This window comes from Streptomyces sp. NPDC051677 (assembly GCF_044453465.1).
Lineage (GTDB): Bacteria > Actinomycetota > Actinomycetes > Streptomycetales > Streptomycetaceae > Streptomyces.
Genome location: NZ_JBITCT010000066.1, coordinates 1 through 22,010, shown reverse-complemented (window position 1 = coordinate 22,010; position 22,010 = coordinate 1). Strand labels below are relative to the sequence as shown.

Below are 22,010 nucleotides of genomic sequence, written 5' to 3'. Positions count from 1 at the left end.
GCCCCACCAGTGCAGGGCTGTGACCTGTGGAAGCCGCCGCCGACGTCCGGCTTGGGTGAGATGCCCTCCTTCTGGAGCTGGATCAGGTACTCCAGCGACTCGACGGTGGGCGCGGAGTTCGCGGTCGCGCAGACCCGCAGCAGCAAATCCCACGAAGCATCTGCCTGTGGTGCGGCAACCGCCACCGACCGCAGCAGCCCACGGGCTTCCCGTTCGTCCGACCCGTCCGGCTCGACGTCCAATACCAATACGTAGCAACAGGCGAGGAAGGCCCGAAGTTCCGCCGCAGAAGGACCAGCGCCCGTAACTCCCTCCCACGCACGCTCCACATGGGTCGTGAATACCTCGTAGGCGGACGTCTGGTCTGCGTTCAAGACCAGATCACCCACAGTCTGGGAAGGATCGGCAGCACGGAAGCGGTCCAGGACCCTCGGCAGGTCAATCCGGACCTTCCCGGACGCGGCGGGAGACGTGGCCAGGACTAGACGGTCTTCACCGTGCCCAGGTTGGTGGTGCTGCCGGACGAAGTGCTCGACAGTCTTAGCGAGCTCGCTCGACTCGCCCTGAGAGAGATCGATCGAGCGTTTCGCCTGCACTGCCAAGACGATCCCGTCCGTCGTGCTGATGAAACAGTCGTCAACAGGTTGACCCGTCTCGCACGCGACGCGTTGTACCTCACCCGTCCACACGCGCCGAACGGGAGCCGCAGCCGTACCTGCCAGAGCATGGGTGCAGAACCACGTTGTCACTCGATGCTGGTAATCAAAGCCGCCAGCTCCAGCACTACCGCCAGCGTCCGACCTTGAGAAATTCGTTCCACTCACGCACTGCCCCCGACCCTCATCGCGCTCTCGTATTGGACCACGCTGCGATGTCCTTGGATGGGGCGTTTGATTCACAAGGAGTCGCCAGCCTGCTTGTCCGAACGTTTTATGCTGTGGGCGGACGTCATGGCCTGCGGCACCGGCCACAGAGGTTCCGTCCCAAGTGCTGGGCGGAGCCTCTGCGCTTTGGAATGGGGATCCGCTGCGCGAAGGTTCGCCCCTTTCCCCGAGCTGGTCGGATGCCGGCTGCCGCGGGTCCTGAACAGCCCTCAAAGATGCTCAGGGGCCATACAGGGGTCATACAGGGGCCACAAGGACAGGAACGGATCGACAAGGACCGGACAGGGCTGACATCGATCAGACCACTTGACCTGCGAAAACGTTACAGATCGGCGTTGATCGACAAGGGCCGCCAAGATCCTCAAAGGACTCATAGCACATGCACATGCACATGCCCGTGGTCGGACACCAGTACCACCGGACGCCCTTGCCCGCGCGCGGAGTTGAGGAGCTCGGTGAGGTACTTCACCCGGCTCGCCGACCAGCTGCGAGTGTGCTCCGCTGCCCGTGATCGAGACTGGGACGGACCGGCAGCTGCTTCGACAACGCCGCCGCGGAGAGCTTCTGGGCTGTACTCAAAGAGGAGATCGGCACCCGCTTCTGGCCCGACCGCGCGACCGCCCGCGCCGGCGTCTTCGACTTGACCCGCTGCTCTGTACGCGTCGGAGCGGTATTGCCGGAGGCGGTGACGGATTTCGACGCGCGGCTACTTGTCCCACATCTTGCGGTAGGCCTCGCGGTAGCCCTCGGAGTCCCAGGACGGCGCACCGCCGCTGTTGGCCGCGGTGGTGATGTGGACGGGGGCGACGTACCCGCTGGACGGCTTGCCCGCGAAGGCGCGGTTGAACTCGTCGATGATCTGCCAGCCCTGCTCGGACAGCGGTTCGGGGACGGTGGCGGCCTGGAACTCCTTGCCGTTGATGCGCTCGAACGCCGACGGGTCGCCGTCACCGGCCCCGATATTGAACGGGGCTCCCGCACCGTCCTTTCCGGCCGCACGCAGGGCGGAGCCCGCATAGCCGAAGTACAGGTCGTTGATGGCGGCGGAGTAGGTCCATCTGTTGCCGAAGCGGGCGGCAAGGGAGGAGACCCGGTCGATGGTGAGGCTGTTGGCCCGGGGGATCGGGATGTTCTCGTAGCTCAGCAGCGTCACGCCGGAGCAGGTGGCGAGTTCCTGCTTGATCAGGTCGGACTTGTGCTTCGCGAACGGGATCGTGGCGTCGGTGAACAGCACGACGCCCGCACGGCCGTTGGACCGCGCGATGATCCAGTCGGCGCTGAGCCTCGCCACGTCCTCGACCCTTGTGGTGATGTTGGTGAACAGCTTCGGGTTCGCGCTGGGGCCGGGGGCGGTGACGGCGTGCCAGCCGATCAGCGGGATGCGGGCGGCGTCCGCCCGCGCCACATGCTCGGCGGTGGAGGAAGGATCGAAGCCGCCGATGACTATGCCGTCGGGTCTGAGGGCGAGGGCCTGGTCGAAGGCGTTCTTGAGCCCTGCCGGCGTGCCCTGGCCGTTGATGGTGCGGACGTGCCAGCCGATGATGCCGGCGGCTTCCTGGACGCCCTTGGCGACGCCCTCGACACCGGGATTGGTCAGCGTCTGGGCGATGTAGACGATGGTCCGGTCCGGGACGACCGCGGGTCCGCTGGTCGGTCCGGACCAGGGCGCGTCGACGTCCTCGGCCGCCTTGACCTCCTGCTTGGCCCGGGTGAGGGCGGCGGGGCAGTCGGGTTTGGCCGAGTCACCGGAGGTCGCGGCGACGGATCCGGCGGTCTCGGTGCCGCTGTCGCAGCCGGCGACGAGTGTGACGGTGGCCAGGAGGGCGGTCGCCGTCAGGGCTGCCCTGCGGGTGGGGTGCACGGGATCTCCAACATGGGGCATGAGGGTGCGGTGAGGCTGGGCGAGGAGGGAGGGACTTCGGGGCAGGCGACAGCTCCGGCGCGCGGCACCGTCACAAGGGCCCGCTTCGCCTCGTACGGACAGGTCTGCGGGACCACGGCGTGGCGGCGATCCCGAGCGGTGGCCCGGGGTGGGAGGGGCGGCGGCACGCTTGCTGCCGAGGATCATGCGCAATCGGTGGGATCGCGTCAATTCCCCCGCCCGGCGCAGTACATCCGTCGGCGGCGCGCGGTGCCACGACGGACATCATGGATGGGTTGTCACGGTGTGTCGATCGGACATGAAAAATCCGTAATCAATTTTTGATGATCGCAAGCCTGTGATGTCGCTGTGCGTACAGATACGCTCACGCCGCAGGTTTCAGACACTGGCGTGATTTCATCGTCGAAGGAGGCCCGGGTGTCCACCAGCAGACGGAACCCGCCGCTCGCCCCCGAACCACCAGGGACGGCCGACCGGCATCCGTGGTCGCGTCGGAAGGCGGCGAACGTCCTCGATCGGTGGCCCTTCCGCCGCAAGCTCAACGTCCTGGTGATCGCGCCGATCGCGGCCGTCGGTGTGCTTCTCGGAATCGGCGCCTACGGCCAGGCCCGGCAGGCCCGGGACGCGGGCCGAATAGCGGACCTGGTGCGCGACAGCGAACAGGTCGCGCGGCTCATCAACGAGGTACAGGCCGAACACCGGCAGGCGCTCCTGCTCTCCGTGCAGTACGAAACGGCCCGCCCCGGAGCCCCCCTGTCGTCGACCGTCGACTACCGCCGGGCGGAGCGGAACACCGATGCGCAGGTCACCGCCGTGCGTTCGGCGTTCGCCGCGGGCCTGCCGCGCGAGGAGGTGCAGGCGCTCGACTACATCCGCGGCCTCGGCGTCCTGCGCGCCAGGCTCGAACGCGGCTATGTCGCCGTCGCCGACATCGACCCCGCCTACGCCTCCGCTGTCGACTACCTGATCGACGGCATCGGTCTGGACCGTTACTCCGGCACCTCGTCGTCCACGGTCACGGAGCTTCTCGACACGGTGCTGCGCGCCGACGCCGCCCACGCGTCCTTCGAGAGCGCGGTGTTCTCCGCGCAGACCCGGGACGCCAACGCCCTCGACGAGTACAGCCGCGCGGTCGCCTCCCGCGCCCTCTACGACCAGCAGTCCCGCCGGTTCCGGCGGATCGCCACACCCGCTCAGGCGCTGGCCATGGACGGCATCGAGCGCGGCGCCGAACAGAACGGCATCGAGGCTGAGTTCGCGCAGTTGCAGATCGATCCCGGTGCCCTGCAGGGCAAGACCCCGGCGCAGCTGCGCAGCGCGATCGCCGACGGGACGCGCCAGTCCGGGACCCGCCTCGGCATCACCCGGTCGCTGATCGAGCAGACCGCCGCCGAGGCCGACAGCGCCTCCGCGGGCGCCCTGCGAGGCGCGCTGTACCTGGTCGGTCTGGCCGTGCTCGGCTTTGTCGCCTGGCTGACCTTCTCCGTTCTGGTCCGGCGCTCGGTCGTACGTCCCCTGGTGGCCCTGACCGACGCCGCCCAGCAGGTGGTCGACGTGGCGGGCGAGGAACTGGCCCGGGTCGCGGACGACGAGTCCGACGACATCACCCGGTTGCAGCCGCGGCCTATCCCCGTCCCGGTGCGCGACGAGATCGGCGGACTGGCCGAGGTGTTCAACCAGGTACAGGTGGCCGCCTCCCAGTTGCTGGAGCGACAGGTACTGAGCCGCCGCAACGTGGCCGAGATGTTCGGCAACGTCGGCCGCAGAGTGAGCATCCTGACGACCCGCCAGCTGTTTCTGATCGATGCGATGGAGAGCGAGGAGACCGACCTCCAACTCCTCGAACAGCTGTACCGCATCGACCACATCGCCGTACGCCTCCAGCGCAACGCCGACAGCCTGATGCTGCTCGCCGGCGTCCGGGAGAGCGGCTTCGAGTCCCGGCCGATCCCGCTGGCCGACGTCGTCCGGGCGTCGCTCGCCCAGATCGAGGGCTATGAGCGGGTGTCCCTGCGGTCCGGGACGGAGTCCGCCGTCGTGCCTGACGTCATCGGCGACCTGACCCTGATGTTCGCCGAACTGCTGGAGAACGCGGTCGCGTTCTCCCCCTCCGACACTCCCGTCGAGGTGGTGGTCCGCCCCGGCGCCGACATCACCGAGGACGGCGGGGCTCTGATCGAGATCATCGACCACGGCCTCGGCATGGACCCCGGACGCCTCGCGGAGGAGAACGCCCGGCTGATCCGCCGGGAACGGCTCGATCTCGCACCGACCGAGGTACTCGGTCTCTTCGTGGTCGGGAGCCTCGCCCGGCGCTGGGGTGTGCGGGTGGCCCTGAACCGTACGCCGGGCGGCGGCGTCACCGCCACCGTGTGGGTCCCCGCCGCGCTCCTGTCGGCCATGAGCCCCGTAAACCTCCCGGAGCCCGTGACCGCGGGCCCGGCCGCGAACGTGACGCGGTTCCCGGCGAGGTCGGAGAAGGAGACCACCGGGCGGGCGCCGTCGCCCCCGCCGGCCGCTGTTTCCGCCGTCCGCCCGCACCGGCAGGGGGCTCCGTCGCCGAGCGGTGAGCTGCCCCGGCGCGTCAGGCCCCCCGCCGACGCGGGGCCGACCACCGTGGAACAGACCGTCGCGCGGACCGACGCGGAGCGAAACGCCGCACCGGACACACCGTCATCACCGCGTACCGCCAGGCCACTGCGTCGGCGGGAGCGGGGAGCGACACTCGCCCGGACCGCCTCCCCGGTCGACCGGACACCGTCGGCCGCACGGCAGCCCCTGGACGCCGAGGCCGTCCGTTCGGAACTCGACGCGTTCGAAGCCGCGGTACTCCGGGCGGAGCAGGACTACGACCATGCTCCGACGGGCTCTGCACCATCTCAGCACCAGGAATCCCAGAAGGAGCCGGGCAGTGCCCACGTCGACAGCTGACATGAGTTCCGAGAAGCCGGAACCGACCGACCTGCGGACCGCCGCGGCCGATTTCACCTGGTTGCTCGAACGTTTCGCCGCAGACACCGTCGGCGTGTCCGACGCCATCGCGGTGTCGTCGGACGGTCTGCTGATCGCCGCCTCCCGGCTGCGTGAGCAGGCCGACTCCGAACGGCTCGCCGCGATCGTGGCCGGTCTGACGAGTCTCGCCGCGGGCGCGTCCGGAAACTACGGTCTCGGCGGCCTCAACAAGGTCATCCTCGACCTGGAGCACGGCCATGTGCTGGTGTCGGCCATCGGAGCCGGCGCCGTCCTCGGCATCGTGACCTCCGAGGCCGCGAAGCTGGGCAACATCGCCTACGCGATGACCCTCTTCGCCAAACGGGCCGGGGCCGCGCTCACCCCCCAACTGGTGCTGGAGCTGAAGAACAGTGTCGGCGCGGCGTCGGCCCACTGACCTTTCCCGGGCCGAGCACGGGTGCAGGCACATCGTGAAGGGATCGTGATGTCCGTCGTCGGACCATCGCACGAGGCGGCAGGGAATCCCGAGGACCCGGCGGCGCCGCGGCGCCGCGCCCCCGCGATCCGGCCGTTCCTCCTGACCACCGGCCGGGTGTCGGCAGGCGGCGACTCCCCGCCGATGCCGGTGGAGACCCAGATCGTGTCGACCTCGGCCGGGCTCCTGGCCCTTCACACGCTCACTTTCGAACACCACGACATCGTCGCGGCGGGCCGACGACCGCTGTCGGTGGCGGAACTCGCCGCCGGACTGCGACTGCACCTCAACGTCGTGCGCGTGCTGGTCGAGGACCTGCGTGCCGCCGGGCACCTCTCGGTCCATCGGCCGAACGCCGCGATCGCCCAGGATCTCTCCGTGCTGCGAAGGGTTATCGATGGTCTCCGTGCCGTTCCCGACTCACGGGAAACAGTCCGTGACACCAGCTGAACAGCCTCCGACACCGGTCAAGCTGGTCATCGCCGGCGGCTTCGGGGTGGGCAAGACCACGGCCGTGGCCTCGATATCCGAGATACGACCGCTGACCACGGAGGCCGCGATCACCGAGGTCGCGGCGGGAGTGGACGACCTCACCCACACCCCGGGCAAGACCACCACCACGGTCGCCATGGACTTCGGCCGCGTGACCATCGACCCGACACTGAAGCTGTACCTGTTCGGCACCCCGGGCCAGGACCGGTTCGGCTTCATGTGGGACGACCTGGTGGAGGGCGCCCTCGCCAGCCTGGTGATCGTGGACACCCGTCGACTCGACGACTGCTACGCGGCGGTGGACTACTTCGAGCACCGAGACGTCCCCTTCGCGGTCGCCGTGAACGCTTTCGACGGGAAGGTCGAGCACCGCCTCGAGGAGGTGCGGTGGGCGCTGGACATCGCCGAACACGTACCGCTGATCGTCTTCGACGCGCGGAAGACGGGCTCGGTCCGCGACGCGCTGCTGGCCGCTCTGCAGGTCGCCGTGTCCCGCGCGGAAGCCGCCGCGCTGCCCTGACGGCGGAAGGCCGGTCTGCCGTGCCCGCCCCAGCCGCGCGGGCTGGCCGACCTCCTCCCGTCCACCGGCAACACCGACGACACGGCGCTGGTCATCATCCGCCTGTGACCTGCGGCGTGGTTCTGTCTGCTGCCCCACACCCGCCGTCCCCGGGGCCGGACGGGCCGGGCGGGGGAGGCGCCGCGTCCAGGGGACCGATCAGGGACCGAAGCCGCCGTCCTGACGGGCGCTGGTCGGTGGCCTGCTGATCGCCCTGGTGATGGCCACCATCATGATCACGACCTGCGTGTCGTCGCAGCACGCCGTGGGCGCCCGCGATCTTCCGTGGGGCGTGACCGGCAGCTCGCCGCTGACCCCTGCCGTCCAGGAGCAGATCTCGCTGAAGCTCCACCAGTACCCGGACCAGGCGGCCTTGGAGGACGCCGCCAAGCGCACCGAGATCTACGGCGGCTTCGGTGATGATGCGCGCCGCGGGGCGGGTCGTAGCCCGACGGTGTGACGTGCCCGGCCGAAGTACGGCTGGGTTGCGCGCCGGTCCGTCTCACCCGCGGCGCAGGGTGCTTTCGTCTGGGGGCCGGGTGTGCGACGGCTCCTGTGTCTGTCCTGGCGAGCCGGCCGACGTCCGGACCCTCTCCTGCGCGTCGTCCGGATGCCGAGGGCGGCCGTCCGAAACGCAGAAGGAGAGATCGTGGTGGCAGGAAACGTCAACGAGAACCGCGGAGTGGTGTCCGCGCAGCTTCTCAGAGGTCAGAAGGCGCTGGTGACCGGTGCCAACTCGGGCATCGGCCTGGCGACCGCCGTTGCCCTGGGCCGGGCCGGAGCGGACGTCGTGGTGAACTACGTCGTCGGCGCGCACGAGGCAGAGAACGTCGTGAAGGAGATCGAGAGCTTCGGGGTCCGCGCCTACGCCCACGAGGCCGACGTGTCCGACGAGGACCAGGTGACCGCCATGGTCGCGCGGATGGTCGAGGAGTTCGGCACCATCGACATCATGGTGGCCAACGCCGGCCTCCAGCGGGACGCAGCCGTGACGGAGATGACGCTCGCCCAGTGGCAGAAGGTCATCGACGTCAACCTGACCGGCCAGTTCCTGTGCGCGCGGGAGGCAGCCAAGGAGTTCGTCCGGCGCGGCGTGGTGGAGGAGGTCTCCCGTTCGGCGGGAAAGATCATCTGCATGAGCTCGGTCCACCAGATCGTCCCGTGGTCGGGCCACGTGAACTACGCCTCCTCCAAGGGCGGGGTGGGCATGCTGATGCAGACCCTCGCCCAGGAGCTGGCGCCCCAGCGGATCAGGGTCAACGCCGTCGCGCCCGGCGCCATCCGCACGCCGATCAACCGCGACGCCTGGTCCACCCCCGAGGCCGAGGCCGACCTCCTGCGGCTGATCCCGTACCGCCGCGTGGGCGACCCGGACGACATCGCCAACGCCGTCGTCGCCATGGCATCCGACCTGCTCGACTACGTCGTCGGCGCCACCCTCTACGTCGACGGCGGAATGACGCTCTTCCCCGGCTTCGCAACCGGAGGCTGATCTCCGATGCAGGACCATGTCACGCCCCGCCGGGTGGTGATCCTCGGCGGGGGGTTCGCGGGGCTGTTCGCCGCCCGTGCGCTGCGGCGGTCACCGGTGGCGGTGACCGTGGTCGACCGCCGTGCCCACCACCTCTTCCAACCGCTGCTGTATCAGTGCGCGTCCGGGATCCTGTCCGAGGGGCAGATCGCGCAACCGCTGCGCGGGGTCCTTCGGCGCCACCGCAACGTGAGGTGTGTGCTCGCCGAGGCCACCGACGTGGATGCCGGCGCCCGGTTGGTGCACGCCCGGCGGCCCGGGGGCGGAATCGTCCAGCTGCCCTACGACGATCTGATCGTCGCGGTGGGCATGCGCCAGTCCTACTTCGGGCACGACGAGTTCGCCGCGCACGCCCCCGGCATGAAGACCCTGGACGACGCGCTGGACATCCGCCGACGGATCTACCGGGCGTTCGAGATGGCCGAAACGGCGGCGAACGACCGGGAACGGCAGCAGTGGCTCACCTTCGCGCTCGTCGGCGGCGGGCCGACCGGTGTCGAACTCGCCGGACAGATTCGGGAGATCGCCGGACACACGCTCGACCGGGAGTTTCAGCAGATTGATTCCGCCAAGGCCCGGGTGCTGCTTTTCGAGGGGTCCGACGCGGTACTGGGTGCGTTCGGCCCTCGGCTGGCGCACCGTGCGGTCCGGACCCTGCAGCACCTCGGTGTCGAGCTCCACCTGGGCACGATGGTCACCGACATCGACGCGCACGGCCTGACGGTACAAGACCAGGACGGCAGGACCACCCGGTTCGGCGCACGCACCGTGCTGTGGACGGCGGGCGTCGAGGCCCCGCCGATCGCCGGCGCGCTGGCCCGGGCAACCGGCGCCGAACAGGACCGGGCCGGTCGCATCCTCGTCGAACCCGACCTCACCGTCCCCGGCCATCCGGAGATCCGCGTCACCGGTGACGTGATGAGCCTGAACCGGCTCCCGGGCCTGGCCGAGGTCGCCATGCAGTCGGGTGCGTACGCGGGCCGGAGTGTGCGCCATGTCGTGGAAGGCAGGACGAAGGCGCCGAAGCCCTTCAAGTACGTGGATCTCGGCAGCGCCGCCTACATCGCCCGCGGCCGGGCCGTCGTCAAGGCCGGCCCGCTGCATCTGTCGGGCTTCACCGGCTGGCTGGCCTGGCTCTTCATCCACCTGGCCTTCCTCACCGGCTTCCGCAGCAGGCTGGGAGCGGTGCTCAGCTGGTCCGTCGCCTTCGCCACCAGCTCGCGCCGCGAACGCGCCTTCGCCCTGTCCGACACAGCTGCTCCGGCCGGCCGGGGGCCCGCGCCGAAGGCGCCCGCGCCGCCTCCCTGAGGACGGGCCTCGGTCGGCCGACCTTCCACGGGCGTCCCTCCGCATCCTGTCCCGTCCGCATTCTGTCCCTCCTCAGCCCCGCCACCCCCGCGCGCAGGGCAGATTCTCGAGGCGCACATGCTCAGCACCGCTGCCCTTCTGGCGAACAGCACCCCCACCCAACTCCTGCCCGCGCGCGAGCTGATGGCCTTCACCCTGGCCTCGCACATTCTGCTGGTCCCGTTCGGCGTCGCACTGCCGTTCATCACGCTGCTCATGCACCACCGGGCGCTCCGCCGCGACGACCCCGTCGCCCTTCAGCTCGCCCGGCGCTGGTCGGCGGTGATGGCCGTCCAGTTCGCCATCGGCATCGTCACCGGCACCGTGCTGTCCTTCGAGTTCGGCCTGCTGTGGCCCGGCATGATGGGCCGCTGGGGAGACGTCTTCGGCCTCGGGTTCGGCGTCGAGGCGTGGGCGTTCTTCCTTGAGGCCGTCCTGATCGCGATCTACCTCTACGGTTGGCGCCGGCTCAAGCCCTGGACCCACTTCTGGCTCGCCGTACCGCTGCCGCTGGCCGCCCTGATGGGAGCGTTCGGCATCATCGCGGCCAACTCCTGGATGAACACACCGCAGGGGTTCAGCCTGGACGCCCAGGGCAAACCCGGCGACGTCGACGTGCAACAGGCGATCTTCACACCGATGTTCGGCCCGGAGTACTGGCATTTCGTGGTCGCGATGCTCCTGACCGCCGGCTACGTGGTCGCCGGCGTGTACGCGGTCGGCTGGCTGCGTGGGCGCCGCGACCGCTACCACCGGCTGGGCTTCACCGTGCCGTTCACGGTTGCCGCGGTCCTCACTCCGGTCCAGTTCATGCTCGGCGACTCCGCCGCCCGCGCCGTCTTCCACAAGCAGCCGATCAAGTTCGCCGCCATGGAGATCGTCTGGAAGACCGACACCCACGTACCGGAGTACATGTTCGGACGGCTGAACAGTGACGGGACGATCTCCGGCGGACTGAAGATCCCCCAACTGGACTCGATCCTCGCCGGCTTCAAGCCCAGCACCCAGGTGACCGGGCTGACGTCGGTGCCGGCCTCCGACCGCCCCACCGTCGTCCAGGCCACGATCGCGCACTGGGCCTTCGACATCATGGTCACCATCGGCAGCGTGCTGATCCTGCTCGCGCTCTGGTACGCCTGGTCCTGGTGGCGGCATCGCGACAACCCCGGCAGCCGCTGGTTCTACCGCTGCGCCGCGCTCGCCGGAGTCGCGTGCCTGGTCACCGTCGAGTGCGGGTGGATCACCACGGAGGTCGGCCGCCAACCCTGGATCGTCTACCACCACATGAAGGTCTCGGAGGCGGTGACCAGCACGCGCGCCGGATCGCTGTGGGCGATGCTCGGCATCGTCATGGCCGTGTACGTGGCCGTCTTCGGCGCGTTCCTCGCGGTCGTGCTGAAGATGCGCACCCGCTGGCGCATCGCCGACGAGGGCATGCTCACAGCGCGCCGCGATCTGCCCCCGGAGGCCGACACCCCCTACGGGCCCACGAGCGAGCCCGAGCCTGCAGCCACCGGGTCCGCGCCCCGTGGCGGGTCCGGCCACACCCCCGGAGGTGCGTCGTAATGGCCGACTTCGTCGCATGGGTGCTGGTGATCGCGATCGCCGCCTATGCCTGCGCCGGAGGCACCGACTACGGCGCGGGCTTCTGGGACCTGGTGGCCGGCGGTGCGGAGCGTGGCAAGCGGCCCCGCTGGCTGATCGACCAGGCCATGGCGCCGGTCTGGGAGGTCAACAACGTCTGGTTGATCTTCGTCCTGGTCGTCATGTGGACCGGTTTCCCGACGATGTTCCAGGCCGTCTTCTCCGCGATGTGGCTGCCGCTCGCCCTCGCCGCCGTCGGCCTGGTCCTCCGCGGCGCCGGGTTCGCCCTGCGCAGGCCGACCCGCCGCCTGGCCCAACGACGGATCTACGGCGCGGTGTTCGCCGTCTCGTCGCTGCTCACGCCGTTCTTCCTCGGGGCCGTGCTCGGCGGCATCGCCTCCGGGCGGGTCAAGGTCGGCACGACCGCCTCCGCGGACGTCTGGGCCAATGGAACCTCCGTCCTCGTGGGTCTGCTGGCCATCGCCGCCACCGCGTTCCTCGGGGCGGTCTTCCTCTGCTCCGACGCCCTGCGGTACGGCGCCGACGACCTCGCCGACTACTTCCGCCTGCGGGCGCTGATCGCCCTCGCCGCGATCGTCGTCCTCGCACTCATCGCTCTGCCCGTCACCCACAACGACGCCCGGTACGTCTGGGACGGCCTCACCGGGGGCCTCGGCCTGCTGCTGATCATCCTGGCGGCAGTCTGCGGACTGGCCACGGTGCTGCTTCTGCTGCGCCGGTCCCACGGCTGGACCCGCTACACCTCGGTGGCGAGCGTCGCCCTGGTCGTCGGCGCCTGGGGCTGCGCGCAGCGGCCCTACCTGCTGCCCACCTCGCTGACGGTGGCCGAAGCGGCCGGCGCCACGCACACCCTGCGCTGGCTGGTGATCGTCACGGCCATCGCGATCGTCCTGGTCGGCCCGGCACTGGTGCTGCTCTACCGGCTCGACACGATGGGGGAGCTGGAGGAGCTCACCGACGCCGACACGCGGGCTGCCAGAACGCCCGGCGACAACCTGTAGCGGCGTTCAGCCGTTGTGCGCGGCGACGGTGTCCCCGTCACCTCAGCCGGTCGGAGATGTGGTCGCCGACCCGCAGGGCGTTGGCGATGGCGGTCAGTGACGGGTTCACGGCGCCGATGCTGGGGAAGAAGCTGGTGTCCACGACGTAGAGGTTGTCGAGGTCGTGCGCCTTGCAGTTGACGTCGAGGGCCGAACTCCGCGGGTCGTCGCCGAACCGCACGGTGCCTGCCTGGTGCGCGGTGGCGCCGATCGGCATGCCCTTGTGCAGGTAGATGCTGTGATCCAGCAGGTGGTGCTCGTGCATGCCCAGGTGCCCGAGCATCCCCCTCAGTTGGTGCTGGAGGCGCTTCAGCCCGGCGATGTTGTTCTTCTCGTCGAGGGTCAGGTGGATGGCGTCGTCCTTGTCGAGGGTGACCCGGCTCTCGGGCAGCGGAAGGTCCTCCCCGCACAGCCAGAAGTCGACGGCGTGGTGCGCCAGTACCTCGAAGGGCATGTCGGGCATGACGGCGCCGGCCCAGCGCGGCGCCTCGCCGTGGATCTGGTCGGAGTCCGACTTGCCGAGCATCTGGATGCCGCCGAGCGGATACTCCCAGTCGTCCGCGCCCAGGTACCAGTCGTTCAGTGCCAGGGTCTTCTGGAACTTGGTGGGGTTGGGTTCCTTCGACACCGCCATCAGCGCCAGGTTGTTGTGACGCATGTAGTGGCGACCCACCACGTCCGAGCTGTTGGCGAGGCCCCCTGGGTGCCTGTCGTTGGCCGAACGCAGCAGCAGGACGGCGGAGTTGACCGCGCCGGCGGCGACCACCACGATGTCGGCGCTGAATCCCTCGGTCGCTCCGTTCTTGAGCTCGGCGACGACCCTGGTGACGGTGCGTCCGGTCGGGTCGGTCTCCAGGCGCCGCACATGGGCGTCGGTCACCATCGTGACGTTGTCGTACGTGAGCGCCGGGTCGACGCAGATCACCTGTGCGTCGGACTTCGCGCCCACCAGGCAGGGGAAGCCGTCGACCCGGTCGCAGCGGATGCAGGCGCTGTCATGGGTGGCCCGGCCGTGCTCGTCCTGGGCGAGGTTCACGCCGATCGGCAGGTGGAAGGGATGCAGGCCGGCCTTCCCCAGATCGTCGCTGAGCTGCTGGATGCGCGCCTCGTGCTCGACCGGCGGGTATGCGTACTGGGCGCTGGTCGGTCCTGCGGTGGGGTCCTCGCCGTGCCGGCCGTGCACCAGATAGAGGTGTTCGGCCTGGGTGTAGTACGGCTCCAGGTCCTCGTAGCGGATCGGCCAGGCCGGGGAGACGCCGTCGTGGTGGCGTAGTTCGCCGAAGTCCTCGGGCCGGAGCCGGAAGAGCGCGGCGCCGTAGAACTTGGTGTTCCCCCCGACGTAGTAGTTCACCTCCGGCGGGAACTGTTTGCCGTGCTTGTCGTACCAGAACTCCGGGGCACGGTATTTGCCCTTGACGAAGACGGCGGTGGAGTCCCAGTTGTCCCGCTCCCGTGGCAGGTAGCCGCCGCGTTCCAGGATCAGGACCCGCTTGCCGCTGGGGGCCAGTCGGTGGGCGAGCGTACCGCCGCCCGCACCCGTGCCGATGACGATGACGTCGTAGTGCTGATCGTCGGCCATGAGAGGGTCCCGTTCTAGGAGTCGTCGGCTGTTCTGGCCGTAACGTCCGTCCGGGGTCCGCCGGGCTGTGCCGCTCCGGACGGACAATCGGGGCATTCGGCACCAATTACCAAACTATCTGGTGGGTCGTGTGACGGCGATCCGATCAAGTCGAACACGGGCGCCGGGGTCACAGGACGGCGATCGGGTTGACCGGCGAGCCGGTGGCGTCCGGCAGCCTCAGCGGAGCGATCACGCAGAGGAAGGACCAGCGTCCCTCCGCCTCACAGACCGGCGCCAGATCCTCGAACTGCAGGTAGTCCAGCAGGTGAAGGCCCATCGCGTGGACCGCCAGGACATGCACGGGGAAGTCGACGCCCTCCGTGGAACTCGGGGCCGTGTCGTTGTTCCCGTCGCCGCCCAGCACGCAGACCCGCCGGTCGGCGAGGAACTCCAGCGCGGACGGGTGGAGCCCGGCGCGCTCCCGTGCCGCCTGCCACGGTCCGAGTTCGGCGCGGCGTCGGCGGTGGCCGACGCGGACGAGGAGGAGGTCGCCCTCGCTCACGCGGAGGTGCTGGGCCGTCTCGGCCGCGGCGAGGTCGTCGGCCATCACGTGATCACCCGGTTCGAGCCACGGCACGCCACGCAACCGCGGGATGTCCAGCAGCACCCCGCGTCCGACGATCCCGTCGTGAGCCGCCTCGATGGAGAGCGTCGTGGCCCCGTCCACCGTGACGCTGCTCGCGGGCACGCCGCCGTGCAGGGCGCCGTCGTAGATCACGTGGCACAGGGCGTCGATGTGACTGTCGGCGTCACCGTGCACGTTCATCGTGAAGCTGTCCATCGCGAAGTGGAGCCCGCTGGAGGCGACTTCGCCCGGCTGCCCCCTCATCCGGTGCTTCGCGGGCTCCGGATTGTCCGGCCCGGCGCGCGTCTCCACCGGCGCGGCGAGCGTCACCGTCCGGCCGGTCCGCACCTCGCGGGCGGCGGCCAGCACCCGGGCGGGTGTGAGGGCGTCCAGAGCGCCCCGGGCGCCCGCGGCCCAGGCGGAGCGCGAGTGCAGACGCCGGTACAGCACGCCGAACTCGTCCTCGGTCAGCCGTGGCGGTTCTGCCGGACGGGCATGCGTGACCATGGGTCAGCGCCCGTTCTCCGCGTCGAGTGCCTCGTCGAGGGTGGTGGCCGCCATGATGAGTGACAGATGGGTGAACGCCTGCGGGAAGTTGCCCAGTTGCTCCCCGGTCGGACCGACCTCCTCGGCGAAGAGCCCGACGTGGTTGGCGTAGGTCTGCATCTTCTCGAAGGTGTAGCGGGCCTGGGACAGCCGTCCCGCCCGGGCCAGCGCGTCGACGTAGAGGAAGGTGCACAGACTGAAGGTGCCCTCCGAGCCGCGCAGCCCGTCCGGCGACGCCGCCGGGTCGTAGCGGTAGACGAGACTGTCGGAGACCAGCTTGCGGTCCATCGCGTCGAGCGTGGAGAGCCAGGCCGGGTCCCTGGGGGCGATGAACCGGACCCTCGGCATGAGCAGCAGGGAAGCGTCCAGGACGTCGCCGCCGTAGTGCTGGACGAAGGCGCCCTCCCGCTCGCTCCAGCCGCGTTCCATGACCTGTTCGAAGACGGCGTCCCTGGCGCTGCGCCACTTCACCACGTCGGCGGGCCTGCGGAAGTCCTCGGCCAGGCTCAGCCCGTGGTCGAAGGCGACCCAGCCCATCACGCGGCTGTAGGTGAAGTCCTGGCGGCCGCCTCGGGTCTCCCAGATGCCCTCGTCCGGCCGGTCCCAGTGGTCGGCGAGCCAGTCCAGCAGCCTGGCCGTCGTCTTCCATCCCCGGTACGTGTTCTGCTGCGCGATCTCGCGGCCCTGGGACACGGCGTAGATGGCCTCGCCGTAGATGTCCAGCTGGAGCTGATCGGCGGCTCCGTTGCCGATGCGGACAGGGGAGGAGCCGCGGTAGCCCTCGAAGTGTTCGAGTGTCTCCTCCGGCAGGTCGGCGTTGCCGTCGACCCGGTACATCGTCTGGAGCGGCTCTCCCTCCTTGCCCTCGCGCTCCTGCAGCCTGTCGACGAGCCAGTGGACGAAGGCGGTGGCCTCCTCGACGAAGCCGAGGTCCAGCATGGCCCGCACGGACAGCGCGCCGTCGCGTACCCAGGTGAACCGGTAGTCCCAGTTGCGCTCTCCGCCGATCTGCTCGGGCAGGCCCATGGTGGCCGCCGCGACGAGGGCGCCGGTGGGGGCGTAGGTGAGGAGCTTGAGGGTGATGACCGAACGGTGCACCAGTTCGGGCCAGCGTCCGCGATAGCGGGACTGGCGCAACCAGTTCTGCCAGAAGAGTCCGGTGTCGTCGAGCTGTGCGGTGAGCCCGTCGACCGTGAGGGCTGCAGGCGCCTCGCCGCCGGACGCGCAGACGGTGAACACGGCGCCGCCCGACTCGCCGGCCCGCAGCGTCACCCTGCCGCGTACGTCCTGGCCGTCCCTCTCCAGCGGGAAGGAGGCCTGCAGATGCGCGTCCATGCCCGGGGACCGGAACAGGCCGGTGTTCTCGCCGAGCTCCAGCCGGTGCTCGGCCCGGCCGTAGTCGAAGCGCGGCCGGCACTCGAGCGTGAAGTCGACGGTCCCCCGCACGGCACGCACGAGGCGTATCAGGGTGTGCCGGTCGGTGGCGGTGCGGGTTCGGTCCGGAGGCATGAAGTCGACCACCTCGCCCACCCCGTCCGGTGACATGAACCGGGTCACCAGAATGGCCGTGTCGGGGTAGTAGAGCTGCTTGCAGGTCGCGTCGGGGTGCTCGGGGGCCAGCCGCAGGTACCCGCCGCCGTCGTGGTCGAGCAGCGCGGCGAAGACGCTGGGCGAGTCGAACCGGGGAGCCGCCAACCAGTCCACGACCCCCTGCGACGAGACGAGCGCGGCGGTCTGCAGGTCGCCCACCAAACCGTGTTCGGCGATGGGAGGGTAGCGGTCCATGGCAGCTCCGAAGCCTCGGGAAGTGGAAGAGCCCCCTGCTTCCACTATCGGCCACCCGGGTGGCCCTTGCTCGTCGGAAGCGGTCGACGACGGCTCGCCCACGGCAGCCGGTGACGACAGTCCGCCGGCCGGCGCCAGCGCTCTTTCGGCGCGACGGTGACCTGTCACAGGCCCGCCGCAGCCGTGGGTCCTGGCCCGGCCGGGCGATCGAGGCGACCGGAGGCGCTGGAGTCGAGTACCGCACCCGGCTTGCCGACCCCAGCCCATCGGGAGTTACTGAACGGAGTCGGTCGGTCACAGACGAGAGGGCCCGGCGCTCGGGCGCCGTGGCGGCTGGGTGGGTCCGTCGGCCGAGCGATGGAGGTTGTGCATGGAGATGATCCACGTCCGGCTGGTGAGCCCCCCGGATCTCACCCCCCGGACGATCGGGCTGCTGACCGACGACCGCTATGTCTTCAACCTGGTCGTCCTTGCCGAACTGGCGCACAACCCCGACGGCAACGCGATCGAGTGCGACATCCTGGCGGGTGCGGCCAACACCGTGCTGCGCGGTCTGCGCGAGCTGGAACTCGACCACCGTGGATCCATCGTCATCGAGCCGGTGGAGATGGCCTTCTCCGGCACCGCGGCCGAAGCCGAGCGGCGGCAACTCGGGGCGCTCGCGCACGCGCCGGTCTGGGAGGAGGTCGAAGCGCGCATTCGCGCCGAGGGCACCTACCTGCCGAGCTTCTACGTCTACCTGGCCATCGCAGGCGTCATCGGAGCGGTGGGCATCATCACCAACTCCCAGATCCTCATCGTCGCGGCGATGGTCGTCGGACCGGAGTACGGCGCCATTACCAGCGTCGCGCTGGGCATCGACCGCGGCAACGGCGCCAGGATCCGGCAGGGACTGCTCGCGCTGACCGTGGGATTCCTGCTGGCCGTCCTGGTGACCTTCCTGTTCTCGTGGGCGATCCGGGCTCTCGACTTTCAACCCAGGGCATTCGAGCTGGGCATCAGGCCGGTCTCCACGCTCATCGACGCCCCCAACGTCTTCTCCGTCGTCGTCGCGGTGCTGGCCGGCATCGTCGGGATCATGTCCCTGACCCAGGCCAGGACGAGCGCGCTGCTCGGCGTCTTCATCTCGGTCACCACCATCCCGGCCGCCGCCGACATCGGCGTCTCCTGCGCGTTCTCCAGCTGGAGCGAGGCGCGCGGATCCCTGGTCCAACTCCTGCTCAACATCGTGCTGTTGATCCTGGTGGGCGTACTGATGATCAGGTTCCAACGGGCTGTCTGGCGGTACATCGGCAATCGCGGCGCGCGCTCGGGCAGCGGGTGACGCCGCCGTCCCCGTCCGGGAGACATCACGAGCGCCCGTGCGCCGACCGTCGCCTGCTACGGCCTGTGGCCCCAGCAGGCGAACCTGCCCGGCGATTCCGCCGGCGGGAACGTGTTGCGCTTGACCGGGTCGATGCGGGGTCACACGCTCCCCACGAGGGGGCCGACACCGCAGGCCACCACCGCGTCGGCGTCCGAGGACGCCGGACGGGACGCAAGGAGGCCACGCGTGCAGGAGAGCCGCACCGGACGGCAACTGACCCTCCGTCACGGCACGCACCGTGCCGTCATCGTCGAACTGGGCGCGGCTCTTCGGTCATACGTGGCCGGTGAGCGCACCGTGATCGACGGATTCGCCGAACAGGACCGGATCACCGGCGGGCGTGGCCAGATCCTGGTGCCGTGGCCCAACCGGATCCGCGACGGCCGATACCCGTGGGACGGACAGGATCTGCAGCTGCCGCTCACCGAACCGGCCGGCGGCAACGCCATCCACGGGCTGCTCCGGTGGGTCGCGTGGCGGGTCGTGGAGGCGAGCGACAGCCGCGCCGTCCTGGAGGTTCCGCTGTGGCCGCAGCCGGGCTACCCGTTCCACCTCCACGTCCGCGCCGAGTACGCGCTGAGCGAGAGCGGGCTCCACGTCGCCGTCACCGCGCGCAACCTGGACGCGAGCGCCGCACCCTACGGCTTCGGCCAGCACCCCTACGTCACCGCGGGCACCGCGGTCGTCGACCAGGCGGTGCTGACCGTCCCCGCACGGACCTGGCTGCGCACCGATGAGCGCGGCCTGCCGGTGGGCGCCGAGCCGGTCGCCGGAACCGAGTACGACCTGCGCACACCACAAGCTGTCGGTGCGCTCCGGCTGGACACGCCCTTCGGTGACCTCGACCGGGAGGCGGACGGTCGCGCCCTGGTGCGCCTGGCCCACCCGTCGGGTGCGTTCGGCACGGACGTGTGGCTGGGTGAAGGCGCCGACTACGTGCAGCTCTACACCGGCGACACCCTCCCGCCGGGGGAGCGCCGTCGCGCGGTCGCCATCGAGCCGATGACCTGCCCGCCGGACGCCTTCCGCAGCGGCGCCGGGCTCATCAGCCTCGGCCCCGGCGAGCAGCACACCGTCCGCTGGGGGATCACGCCGTGGGAAGAGTGACGGCGCCGCCACGGTCCCCGACATTCCCGCGGCACTCAGCGGAGGTCCGACCCGCCCGGCCGCGCAGCCAACCGGCAGGAGCACCGGCCCGTCCCGCCACCACCCATCGAAAGGGCCGCTCGTGACGACGAACCAGGTACTCATCGGCGTGGGCCTGATCGTGGTCCTGGCCGTCGGGTCGCAGATCCTGGCCAGTCGCCTGCGCATCCCCGCCCTCATCGTCCTGCTGCCGGTCGGCTTCGCCGCCGGCGCGCTGATCGACGACGTCGACCCCGAACGGCTGCTGGGGGCGGCGTTCTCCCCGCTGGTGTCGCTCGCCGTCGCCGTGATCCTCTACGACGCCGGCCTCGGACTGGACCTGGCGAGGCTGAAGGGACACACCCGCCGCGTCGTGGTCCGGCTGATCTGGATCGGCGTCCTGATCACCGGGCTGCTCGGCACGCTTCTCGCCGCACCGCTGCTGGGCATGTCCGCACGGGCGGCGCTCATGCTCGGCGCGATCCTCGTGGTCTCGGGGCCGACGGTGGTCGGACCGCTGCTCGGCTTCGTGCGACCGAAGGACCGGCTCCAGCGCATCCTGATCTGGGAAGGCTCCCTCATCGACCCGGTCGGCGGTGTCCTGGGAGCCCTGGTCTTCCACGCGGTCGTCGCGAGCTCGGGCCACCACCTCGGCAGTGGGACGGCGCAATTCCTGGCCAGCATGGGAATCGGAGCCGCCGGAGGAGCGGTCGGGGCGGCTCTGCTGTGGACGCTGTTCCGGGTGCTGCGCCTCGGCGAGGTCCTCGGCACCACAGCGCAGCTTGCCGCGGTGATCGGTGTGACGGCGCTGTGCGATGTCCTGCGCGACGACACGGGACTCATCGCCGCCGTGGTGATGGGCCTGGCCGTCGCCAACCTCCCCGGCATGGACGTACCCGCGCGTCGGCCGTTCTTCGAGACCCTGGTCAGCCTGATCCTCGGCCTGCTCTTCATCTCGATCTCGGCCACCGTCACCCCGCACTCGCTGCGCCATGTATGGCTGCCCGCACTCGGGCTCGCCGCCCTTCTGGTGCTGGCCGTCCGGCCGCTGGTCGCCGTTGTGTCCACCCTCGGCACCGACCTGACACGCGGCGAGCGGGGCCTCATCGGCTGGATGGCGCCGCGCGGCATCGTCGCGGCCGCCACCGCTTCGACCTTCTCGGGCGGCCTGGTGGCCGAGGGGATCGGAGGCGCGTCGAAGATCCTTCCGGCCACGTTCGTGGTCATCGTCGCGACCGTGACGCTCTACGGTCTGACCGCCTCGCCCGTCGCCCGGCGCCTGGGCGTCGTGCGCTCGTCCCGCTCACGGCCCCTGCTGGTCGGCGGCGACCCCTGGGTGGTCGACCTGGGCGTGGCCCTGAAGGCAGCAGGGCTGGAGGTGTTGATGTGGGCAGGGGAAGAGGAACAGCGTGAACGCATCCGGCGGGCCGGGATCGAGCTTGCGCCCGGTGAGCTGCTGGGCGCCGCCACGGGTGGGGCCGCCGAGTTGGAGGGCATCACGGCGGTGTACTTCCTCACGGCCGAGGACGACTTCAACGCACTGGCGGCGGTGATTCTGCGAGGCAGCGTGGAGGGAACGGTCCACCGCCTCACCGCACCGGCCGACAGCCACGGTGCGCTGGGGCCGTTCATCGGCGGCGAGGTTCTGTTCGGCCCGGATCTGACCTGGCCGACGTTCTCCCGCAGGTACCAGGACGGGGCAGCCGTGGTGAGGCAGCCCGCCGGCGACGCCCCGCGGCCCGGCAGCGATCTGCTGTTCCTCGTGCGGAGGGACGGCCGCCTCGATCCGGTCACGGGAGGCGGCACGCCGTGTCCCCGGCCCGGGGACACGGCCGTCCTGCTGGCCCCGGGCCGACAGGGGACCGAGAGTCCGGCGGAGTAGACCGGGCCGTCGGCTCCCGCCCGCCCGAATCCCGTTGTTCCCGGCGAGCCGTACCTGGGACCGCGGCTCACACGACCCGACTCGCGGTGCCCGCGCACGTCACCCGCATGGACAGTCCCAGGGGCACGACGCCCACCGGCATTCGGGCCGACGCAGCACGTTCACTCCGCAAGTCAGGCGAACCGGGGAGGGGCGTGGGGGTGAAAGCTGCTACAGATTTTCTAGTCATTCATAGTCACCTCTAGTCATCCATTTCGAATACTGTGGTCTCGTGAAGCTTTCGGAGTGGGCACGCCAGCAGGGCGTGAGCTACCAGACCGCGTGGCGGTGGGTGAAGGACGGCAAGATGCCCG

The 22,010-nt window shown here is 70.1% G+C and carries 16 protein-coding genes; 12 read left to right on the top strand and 4 right to left on the bottom strand.

Annotated elements, in window-relative coordinates; all coding sequences use genetic code 11:
- Positions 1-1,590 precede the first annotated feature (1,590 nt).
- Positions 1,591-2,766, bottom strand: coding sequence for a substrate-binding domain-containing protein (locus ACIBAF_RS43735; protein ID WP_399471443.1), 1,176 nt, complete (start codon positions 2,764-2,766; stop codon positions 1,591-1,593).
- Positions 2,767-3,183: 417 nt separating this feature from the next.
- Here ACIBAF_RS43735 and ACIBAF_RS43730 point away from each other — a divergent pair, with 417 nt between their 5' ends.
- The 9 genes from ACIBAF_RS43730 to ACIBAF_RS43690 all read left to right on the top strand — a co-directional run bounded on the left by ACIBAF_RS43730 (position 3,184) and on the right by ACIBAF_RS43690 (position 12,728).
- Positions 3,184-5,697: an ATP-binding protein gene (locus ACIBAF_RS43730; RefSeq protein WP_399471441.1), complete on the top strand. Its 2,514-nt coding sequence runs from the start codon at positions 3,184-3,186 to the stop codon at positions 5,695-5,697.
- Between the two features lies 1 nt (position 5,698).
- Positions 5,699-6,154, top strand: a complete 456-nt coding sequence (locus ACIBAF_RS43725) for a roadblock/LC7 domain-containing protein (RefSeq protein ID WP_399471438.1) — start codon at positions 5,699-5,701, stop codon at positions 6,152-6,154.
- Between the two features lie 48 nt (positions 6,155-6,202).
- Entirely contained in the window at positions 6,203-6,643 is a 441-nt protein-coding gene (locus tag ACIBAF_RS43720; RefSeq protein ID WP_399471436.1) for a DUF742 domain-containing protein, read from the top strand.
- Complete coding sequence (locus tag ACIBAF_RS43715; RefSeq protein ID WP_399471435.1) at positions 6,591-7,205, top strand: GTP-binding protein; 615 nt, start codon at positions 6,591-6,593, stop codon at positions 7,203-7,205. Before ACIBAF_RS43720 ends, ACIBAF_RS43715 begins: the two co-directional genes overlap by 53 nt.
- Before the next feature lie 259 nt (positions 7,206-7,464).
- Positions 7,465-7,704, top strand: a complete 240-nt coding sequence (locus ACIBAF_RS43710; protein ID WP_399471433.1) for a hypothetical protein — start codon at positions 7,465-7,467, stop codon at positions 7,702-7,704.
- A 192-nt stretch (positions 7,705-7,896) separates the two neighbouring features.
- Complete coding sequence (locus tag ACIBAF_RS43705) at positions 7,897-8,736, top strand: SDR family oxidoreductase (RefSeq protein ID WP_399471478.1); 840 nt, start codon at positions 7,897-7,899, stop codon at positions 8,734-8,736.
- A gap of 6 nt (positions 8,737-8,742) precedes the next feature.
- The gene (locus tag ACIBAF_RS43700; protein WP_399471432.1) at positions 8,743-10,083 is read left to right on the top strand and encodes an NAD(P)/FAD-dependent oxidoreductase; all 1,341 of its coding nucleotides are present in this window, start codon (positions 8,743-8,745) and stop codon (positions 10,081-10,083) included.
- Positions 10,084-10,200: 117 nt separating this feature from the next.
- Entirely contained in the window at positions 10,201-11,688 is a 1,488-nt protein-coding gene (locus ACIBAF_RS43695; protein ID WP_399471430.1) for a cytochrome ubiquinol oxidase subunit I, read from the top strand.
- The gene (locus ACIBAF_RS43690; RefSeq protein ID WP_399471428.1) at positions 11,688-12,728 is read left to right on the top strand and encodes a cytochrome d ubiquinol oxidase subunit II; all 1,041 of its coding nucleotides are present in this window, start codon (positions 11,688-11,690) and stop codon (positions 12,726-12,728) included. Before ACIBAF_RS43695 ends, ACIBAF_RS43690 begins: the two co-directional genes overlap by 1 nt.
- A gap of 37 nt (positions 12,729-12,765) precedes the next feature.
- Here ACIBAF_RS43690 and ACIBAF_RS43685 read toward each other — a convergent pair whose 3' ends face one another.
- The 3 genes from ACIBAF_RS43685 to ACIBAF_RS43675 form a co-directional block, all read right to left on the bottom strand.
- Positions 12,766-14,346 carry a GMC oxidoreductase gene (locus ACIBAF_RS43685; protein WP_399471426.1) on the bottom strand — a complete coding sequence of 527 codons (1,581 nt, stop codon included), beginning with the start codon at positions 14,344-14,346 and terminating at the stop codon, positions 12,766-12,768.
- Positions 14,347-14,515: 169 nt separating this feature from the next.
- A complete protein-coding gene (locus ACIBAF_RS43680; protein ID WP_399471424.1) occupies positions 14,516-15,460 on the bottom strand; it encodes a cyclase family protein in 945 nt (314 codons plus the stop codon).
- A 3-nt stretch (positions 15,461-15,463) separates the two neighbouring features.
- On the bottom strand, positions 15,464-17,284 hold the full coding sequence (locus ACIBAF_RS43675; RefSeq protein ID WP_399471422.1) for a glycoside hydrolase family 15 protein: 1,821 nt from the start codon (positions 17,282-17,284) through the stop codon (positions 15,464-15,466).
- A 370-nt stretch (positions 17,285-17,654) separates the two neighbouring features.
- Here ACIBAF_RS43675 and ACIBAF_RS43670 point away from each other — a divergent pair, with 370 nt between their 5' ends.
- The 3 genes from ACIBAF_RS43670 (at position 17,655) to ACIBAF_RS43660 (ending at position 21,657) form a co-directional block, all read left to right on the top strand.
- Positions 17,655-18,608: a DUF389 domain-containing protein gene (locus ACIBAF_RS43670; RefSeq protein ID WP_399471420.1), complete on the top strand. Its 954-nt coding sequence runs from the start codon at positions 17,655-17,657 to the stop codon at positions 18,606-18,608.
- 228 nt (positions 18,609-18,836) lie between these two features.
- Positions 18,837-19,757, top strand: coding sequence for an aldose 1-epimerase family protein (locus ACIBAF_RS43665; protein WP_399471418.1), 921 nt, complete (start codon positions 18,837-18,839; stop codon positions 19,755-19,757).
- A gap of 121 nt (positions 19,758-19,878) precedes the next feature.
- On the top strand, positions 19,879-21,657 hold the full coding sequence (locus tag ACIBAF_RS43660; RefSeq protein WP_399471416.1) for a cation:proton antiporter: 1,779 nt from the start codon (positions 19,879-19,881) through the stop codon (positions 21,655-21,657).
- Positions 21,658-22,010 lie beyond the last annotated feature (353 nt).